This is a genomic window from Citrifermentans bremense (assembly GCF_014218275.1).
In the GTDB taxonomy this organism is placed as follows: Bacteria; Desulfobacterota; Desulfuromonadia; order Geobacterales; family Geobacteraceae; genus Geomonas; species Geomonas pelophila.
The window spans coordinates 3652417-3660000 of the sequence record NZ_AP023213.1; the positions used below are offsets into that span (position 1 = coordinate 3652417).

General features: G+C 53.6%; 6 protein-coding genes and 2 rRNA genes (1 of these 8 only partly in view). 1 reads left to right on the plus strand and 7 read right to left on the minus strand.

Annotation, left to right across the window (positions count from 1 at the left end):
- Window position 1 precedes the first annotated feature (1 nt).
- The 3 genes from GEOBRER4_RS16065 to GEOBRER4_RS16075 form a co-directional block, all read right to left on the minus strand.
- Window positions 2-1552, minus strand: a complete 1551-nt coding sequence (locus GEOBRER4_RS16065; protein ID WP_185243153.1) for a SpoIIE family protein phosphatase — start codon at window positions 1550-1552, stop codon at window positions 2-4.
- Window positions 1549-2037 (minus strand): response regulator, encoded by a 489-nt coding sequence (locus GEOBRER4_RS16070; RefSeq protein WP_085815155.1) that lies wholly within the window; start codon window positions 2035-2037, stop codon window positions 1549-1551. Before GEOBRER4_RS16070 ends, GEOBRER4_RS16065 begins: the two co-directional genes overlap by 4 nt.
- A 263-nt stretch (window positions 2038-2300) precedes the next feature.
- Window positions 2301-2588, minus strand: a complete 288-nt coding sequence (locus tag GEOBRER4_RS16075; protein WP_185243154.1) for a MoaD/ThiS family protein — start codon at window positions 2586-2588, stop codon at window positions 2301-2303.
- 213 nt (window positions 2589-2801) lie between these two features.
- On the opposite strand from GEOBRER4_RS16075, the gene GEOBRER4_RS16080 reads away from it, so the two are divergent.
- Window positions 2802-3113: a cytochrome C gene (locus GEOBRER4_RS16080; RefSeq protein ID WP_185243155.1), complete on the plus strand. Its 312-nt coding sequence runs from the start codon at window positions 2802-2804 to the stop codon at window positions 3111-3113.
- Between the two features lie 27 nt (window positions 3114-3140).
- On the opposite strand, the gene GEOBRER4_RS16085 is transcribed toward GEOBRER4_RS16080, so the two are convergent.
- The 4 genes from GEOBRER4_RS16085 to GEOBRER4_RS16100 all read right to left on the minus strand — a co-directional run.
- Complete coding sequence (locus GEOBRER4_RS16085; protein WP_185243156.1) at window positions 3141-4061, minus strand: L,D-transpeptidase family protein; 921 nt, start codon at window positions 4059-4061, stop codon at window positions 3141-3143.
- A 9-nt stretch (window positions 4062-4070) separates the two neighbouring features.
- A complete protein-coding gene (locus tag GEOBRER4_RS16090) occupies window positions 4071-4409 on the minus strand; it encodes an alanine-zipper protein (protein ID WP_185243157.1) in 339 nt (112 codons plus the stop codon).
- A gap of 210 nt (window positions 4410-4619) precedes the next feature.
- Window positions 4620-4736 (minus strand): 5S ribosomal RNA (gene rrf / locus GEOBRER4_RS16095).
- A gap of 136 nt (window positions 4737-4872) precedes the next feature.
- Window positions 4873-7584: ribosomal RNA gene (locus GEOBRER4_RS16100) — 23S ribosomal RNA — on the minus strand (it continues 245 nt past the right edge of the window).

The window sequence follows — 7584 nt, forward strand, 5'->3', positions numbered from 1 at the left end:
GCTATTGCCCCGTAAACCTCACTACCAGGACCGTTATGTCGTCAGGCTGCGGATCAGGCTGCCTGGTGAGCGCAATGAGACGATCCACCGTATCGAGCGCGCTCTCCTCTCCAGTAATCTGTTCTGCGATTATCTCGTTGGTCAACTCGAGCTGCGGATTCGCGTCGATCAGTCCGTCGCTGTAAAGTAACAGCACATCCCCCTTCTCGAACTGAATACGTCCTTCCTGGTAAATCTCGCCCCCCTGTACCCCCAGAGGAAGCCCACGTGGAGACAGTGTCTCCACCGCACCGTTGGCTCTCCTGACAAAAACATAGCCGTGACCGCAATCTACGAAGGAAAGGGTGCGCGTGACAGAATCGAGCTGGGCATGAAAAAGAGTGACGAAGCTCTCAGAGTTCTCCAGATCCTCGTTGAGCGCCTGTTCCGCTAAGTGCACAGCCTGTGCCGGCGCGTTGTACAGGGTGACCGCATGGAGCGCGGCCCTGACCGTCGCCATGAGCATGGCCGCCGCCATACCCTTGCCCATAACGTCTCCGAGCGTGAGGTTGAACATGGTTGGGGTCACCTGCTGCCAATCGTAGAAGTCCCCTCCCACCTGCTTCGCCGGCAGACACCTGGCGCTGACATCGAAGCCTGGGATTTCCGGATAGCTGCGCGGCAATAACTTTGCCTGGATTTCCGCGGCATAGACGAGTTCCAGTTGCAGTTGATAACGGCGCAACTCACTTTCCCTGAGGTCTGCCTCAGCTTTTTTTCGCTGGCTGATATCCCGGAATATCGATATGTTGCCGGTTACCACGCCGTGCCGGTCCAGCCTTTTCATGGCGTAAAGTTCACCTATGAAGACTTCGCCGCCTTTCCTGCGGAAGTTCAGCTCTATGAGTTTACCGTCGACCGGCCCCTCGACGTCGAAAACTTCCTTTCCCGTGTTGTGGAAGTCATCCTCGTTCGCGTAAAGGAGGATGCTGCTTCTTCCCACCACCTCCGGCGATTTGTAGCCGAAGTTGTCCATAAGCGCCGGTTGGTTGACGTGCAGGATGGTCCGGTTGTGGTCCGCAACCACGATCACGTCCCTGATGCTGTTGAAGAGGTTACGGTAATCCTCTGCGCGCTTCTCTATCTCAGCATATGCTACCTCGAGCGCCTTTTCGGTTTGCCGTTGTTTCACGCGCTCCTTGGCCTCGGTAAGCGCCCTTTGCACTGCGGGACCCAGCCTGGACAACCTGCTTTTCAGCACGTAATCGGTCGCGCCATTTTTCAGTGATTCGATTGCCGCCTCTTCACCAAGCTTCCCGGAGACAAAGACGAAAGGAAGATCAGGAAGCTTCGCGCGAACCATCGCTAATGCGCTCATGCCATCAAAGGCAGGAAGCGCGAAGTCTGCCAGAATGAGGTCCATCCCCCCTCGCTCCAAGGCCTTGTCGAACTCATCCCGCCTCGATACCACCTGAACTTCACAATCGAGCCCCTCTGCCGATAGAGCCATCAGCACGAGTTCGGCATCCATGGGGTCGTCCTCTAGATGCAGTATGCGCAGTCGCTGCGTCATTTGGTCACACCTCTGTGCTGGATAGGAGGAGGCTCGTTCACAATGGCCCAGAACGCGCCTATCTCCTTGACAGCATTGATGAACTCGGTGAAGTTCACCGGCTTTACCACGTATGCGTTGACGCCTAGGCGATAACTTTCCACGACATCTTTCTCTTCCCGAGATGAAGTGAGTACAACTACGGGAATGCACCGCAATTTATCATCAGCCTTGATGGCGCTCAGCACCTCTAGTCCGTCTACCTTCGGCAGCTTGAGATCCAGGAGAATAACGGCCAGATTACCGGCTTCACTTCCGGAGTATTTTCCCGTCTGATGTAGATAATCGAGCGCTTCGGCACCGTCCCGTACGATGTCGACCTCATTCGCTAAGTTATGCTCGGCCAAAGCCTCCATGGTGAGTTCGGCATCGTTGGCATTATCTTCAACCAGCAGGATGCGCTTTAGTTTCAACATCCCCAGTTTCTCCTTCGTGTCCGCAGCCATGAATCCCTCCCAGGCGGTCCTTCCAGTAAAATCCGCCCCTTCAGAAAGACTTACTGATTTTACCATGCCTTCCAATCCTTACACGCAATTGCTTATACCGATGCTGAGGTTTCGTGCATCGATCACGCGCCGACGAGCGAATTTTCCAAATGGGATTACTGTGAGTGAGGGAACTAGGGAGGGAGCGGGTGAGAAGGCCGGTCTCCTGCAGAGAGAGGCGAAGAACCGGCCGGTCACTAAAGGCTGTACTATGCGGCATGGACTCAGTGATTGCGCTCTGAGGCAAACAAACCGCGGGAACCAGGTACCCCTATAGGAATGAACGCGACGTGGTCGCCCTGATGGACGAGGTGGTCGAGGGTGTAGATCTTGTGGTTGATGAAGACTCCATCGACCTTTTCAAGGGGCAGGTCCAAGCGGTGCACGATGCTGACGGCGGTACACCCGGATTCAGGGATGTCAACTTCGACCTCTGTGGGCTGGCCACGATCTTTCCTTATGCCGTGGAGGGCTCCGAACATGCGGACTGTTGCACTTGCTTGATCTGCCATAACAACCTCCTTGAGTTCATGGACTCCGACTGGCATAGGCTCACACGAACAATAGCGCTTGGCGCCTAAACCTCTGTCAATCAGGGGTGAGTATACGTTCCCGATAGTACCCCTCTCAGTATGGATGTCAATGAACGACAGCAAAGACCGACAGACCTGGAAATATGTGCTATACCATAGTGTCACTAGTCAAAATTTGCGAAAGGAGTCGTAATGAAAACAGAAATCGCACTGGCACTCATAATGATATCTGTCACATCGCTGCAGGCAGCGCAAGAAGTCCCGCCCTCAGGAAGCAAGCTTGGTAGTGTTACGGGCGGCGTTTTCAAGGAAGCCCACCTGGTAATCGACAACAAGTGCGTCTCCTGCCATACGTCACAACGAATTGAGCAAGCGCTGTCCGCCGGCAAGAACATGCAGGAAATACAACACCGCATGGAGCAAAAAGGGGTGAAGCTCACTGCCGACGAACAGACAGTGCTCGGTATTTTCTGGAAAGACAGCCCCCTGCGCAAGAAGAAGTGATCGAGAGGCGTGCCGGCATGGTGAGAGTCACTGATCCAGACCCACCTCTACCGGCACGCCCGTTTTTTCCAACATGGCACGGACCAACTTGGAGAAATCGATTTTTCCCAACAGACCATGATCGTAGAACCGCTTGAGGGCCTGTCCCACAGTCGGTTCATCGTCTTGGCCCCTGTGAACTTCTATCATTATCCTCCCGTCAGGAAAGCCAATCTTCAAAGGCTGGTTCACCACTACAACACTCATACCAGTTTCCACCTGCTCGAATAATGTCACTATGTCTTCAGGGTAGAGGCGCAGGCAGCCATGGCTTGACCTGCGGCCAATCCCCCAAGGCCGATTGGTGCCATGGATGAGGATATTGCCCCGTGAGAGGCGAAGAGCATGGGTGCCCAAGGGGTTGTTGGGGCCAGGCAGCACAATCAGCGGTAATCCACCTCCCTCGCGCCGTATTGAGTCTGGGACATGCCAGGATGGGCTCGTTATTTTTTCAGTAACGGTATAGGTGCCTAAAGGTGTTTCAGCACCCTCGTCACCGATTCCCAAGGGGAAGGTGAACACGAACCCGGGGTTTCCCCTCGGGAAAAAATAAAGACGGTACTCAGGCAGATTAACCACTATGTCCGGCGCGCTCAGGACACGTGGCAGGATCCATGCTGTGGGAATGGTGACGACAGTGCCCGGCTTGGGAACAAATGGCTCCACGCCGGGATTAGCATCCAGGATCGAGTGGTAGCCGACATCATAGCGTCGTGCCACTTCTACAAGAGACTCGCCGGGGCCAATTCTGTGCAACTTTATTGCGCCAATGATTCCTCCACCATCGGTGAACCTGCCTGCATGAGCGTATGAAGAAAACGCGGCAGTCACCAGGGCGGTTATAAATATAATTATCGGGGCGAAATATTGAGACTTAGACAGAGCACGGCTCGGTGGAGAGATGGCCATGACAAGATATCATTTCTTCTGGTTGAGCTCGAAAATTTTCTGGGTGCGTTGTGCAGACTGTTCAGCAGCAGCCGCCGCAGCTTCAGCCCGCTGTGCACTCGCCGATGCCGAAGCAGTAGCCTCATCCAACATGGCTTTGTTTGCCAATTGGGCTTCCTTCACCTGGCTTTCTAACGCAGCAACGCGTGCCTCGAGTGAATCAGTCTTGGTCTGAAGTGAAGCATTTCTGTTTTCGAGGACATCGACTCTGCAACTGATGGGATCAAGCTGTTTCTGCACGAACCCCTTGGTGGCGCAGCCAGTGGAAAGAAGTGCAGTGCCGATAACGCCTATCAAGTAGATCCTCACTTTGGGCCTCCTTTGCCGGGTTTATTGCACGAGCCTAATTTTATCGGCAGGGGTCTCAAATGCAATTGAGGTGGAGTAATAGATCAGATCATTCGGCATAAGCGCGAGAAGAATTTAGAAAGGTGCGGGGCTAGGAGCAGCCGAACGAGGTTAGCGGCATAAACGCGAAAAGCCCCGTCAGGTATTCCTGACGGGGCTTCTCTATTAAATTCCCTGCGGCGACCTACTCTCCCACACCGTTACCAGTGCAGTACCATCGGCCCAGAGAGGCTTAACTTCCGTGTTCGGGATGGGAACGGGTGTGACCCTCTCGGCATAGCCACAGAGAAACTCTTAGCTCGAGCCTTTACGGCTCTCGCAATATATTTCTCAACAATCGCATTTTCGTGTTTTTGTAGGTTTTACGCATCAGCAGTTTATGATCGGGGGGTGGGAGACCCACCCCCCTCTCTAAGAATTTTTTATGGTCAAGCCTCACGGCCGATTAGTACCGGTAAGCTGAATGCATTACTGCACTTACACACCCGGCCTATCAACGTTGTGGTCTACAACGGGCCTTTAGGGGATTGCTCCCAGGGATACCTAATCTTGAAGGAGGCTTCCCGCTTAGATGCTTTCAGCGGTTATCCTTTCCGTACATAGCTACCCAGCGACTGCTCCTGGCGGAACAACTGGAACACCAGAGGTACGTTCAACCCGGTCCTCTCGTACTAAGGTCAACTCTTCTCAAGTATCCTACGCCCACAGAAGATAGGGACCAAACTGTCTCACGACGTTTTAAACCCAGCTCGCGTACCGCTTTAATTGGCGAACAGCCAAACCCTTGGGACCTACTTCAGCCCCAGGATGCGATGAGCCGACATCGAGGTGCCAAACCTCCCCGTCGATGTGAACTCTTGGGGGAGATCAGCCTGTTATCCCCGGCGTACCTTTTATCCGTTGAGCGACGGCCCTTCCATACAGAACCGCCGGATCACTAAGACCTACTTTCGTACCTGCTCGACTTGTTGGTCTCGCAGTCAAGCTCCCTTATGCCTTTACACTCTACGGCTGGTTTCCAATCAGCCTGAGGGAACCTTCGCGCGCCTCCGTTACTCTTTGGGAGGCGACCGCCCCAGTCAAACTACCCATCAGACAGTGTCCCCGACCCGGATGACGGGCCTGGGTTAGACATCCAAACAAACCAGGGTGGTATTTCAAGGATGACTCCACCGAGACTGGCGTCCCAGCTTCAAAGTCTCCCACCTATCCTACACAAGCTTATTCGAATGTCACTGTCAAACTGTAGTAAAGGTGCACGGGGTCTTTCCGTCTTTCTGCGGGTACTCGGCATCTTCACCGAGAATTCAATTTCGCTGAGCCACTGGTTGAGACAGCGCGGAAATCGTTACGCCATTCGTGCAGGTCGGAACTTACCCGACAAGGAATTTCGCTACCTTAGGACCGTTATAGTTACGGCCGCCGTTTACCGGGGCTTCGGTTCAAAGCTTCACCTTGCGGCTAACAAATCCCCTTAACCTTCCGGCACCGGGCAGGCGTCAGACCCTATACGTCGTCTTGCGACTTTGCAGAGTCCTATGTTTTTAGTAAACAGTCGCTACCGCCATTTCTCTGCGACCCCCCCGGGCTAGGAGAGCAAGTCTCTTCACCTAAAGGGGCATACCTTCTCCCGAAGTTACGGTATCATTTTGCCGAGTTCCTTAACCAGTGTTCTCTCAAGCACCTTAGGACATTTATCCTCACCCACCTGAGTCGGTTTACGGTACGGTCACCTGCTGTCTGAAGCTTAGAGGCTTTTCTTGGAAGCATGGGATCAACGACTTTATGGGGATACCCCCTCGTCATCAGCTCTCAGCGTTAACAGAGAAAGGGATTTGCCTCCTTCTCCCGCCTACGACCTTAAACCAGGACAACCAGCGCCTGGATCGTCTACCCTACTCCGTCCCCCCATCGCAACAACAGGTGGTACGGGAATATTAACCCGTTTCCCATCAACTACGCCTTTCGGCCTCGCCTTAGGGACCGACTAACCCTACGCAGATTACCTTTACGTAGGAAACCTTGGGTTTTCGGTGACAAGGTTTCTCACCTTGTTTTTCGCTACTCATGTCAGCATAATCTCTTGTGATACCTCCAGCCGTCCTCACGGTCGACCTTCACAGGCTTACACAATGCTCCCCTACCACTCGCTCCTTAAGAAGCGAATCCGCAGCTTCGGTACTACGCTTAGCCCCGTTACATTTTCCGCGCAGACCCACTCGACCAGTGAGCTATTACGCTTTCTTTAAAGGGTGGCTGCTTCTAAGCCAACCTCCTGGTTGTCTGGGCATTTCCACATCGTTTTCCACTTAGCGTAGATTTTGGGACCTTAGCTGGCGGTCTGGGCTCTTTCCCTTTTGACCGCGGATCTTATCACCCGCAGTCTGACTCCCGCAATAACAGTTAACGGTATTCGGAGTTTGGTTAGGTTTGGTAATCCGGTAAGACCCCTAGCCCATCCAGTGCTCTACCCCCGTTACTTACTTTGCGAGGCTATACCTAAATATATTTCGGGGAGAACCAGCTATCTCCGAGTTTGATTAGCCTTTCACTCCTATCCACACCTCATCCCCTGGCTTTTCAACGCCAGTGGGTTCGGGCCTCCACGAAGTGTTACCTTCCTTTCACCCTGGACATGGATAGATCACCCGGTTTCGGGTCTACCCCCAGCAACTAATTCGCCCTATTAAGACTCGCTTTCGCTGCGGCTCCGTTCTATGAACTTAACCTCGCTGCTGAGGGTAACTCGCTGACTCATTATGCAAAAGGCACGCGGTCACACTGGATTGCTCCATAGTGCTCCCACTGCTTGTAGGCATACGGTTTCAGGTTCTATTTCACCCTCCTCATTGGAGTACTTTTCACCTTTCCCTCACGGTACTGGTTCACTATCGGTCAGAGAGTAGTATTTAGCCTTGGGAGATGGTCCTCCCGGATTCCCACGAGGTTTCACGTGCCTCGCGGTACTCGGGGACACCCTAGGGTGAATCATGGTTTCGGATAAGGGGCTATCACCCACTATGGCCGGCCTTTCCAGACCGTTCTCCTACCAATCATCAATCCCACGTCGGGGCCCCACAACCCCGATGCCATCGAAATGGTACCGGTTTGGGCTGTTCCGCTTTCGCTCGCCGCT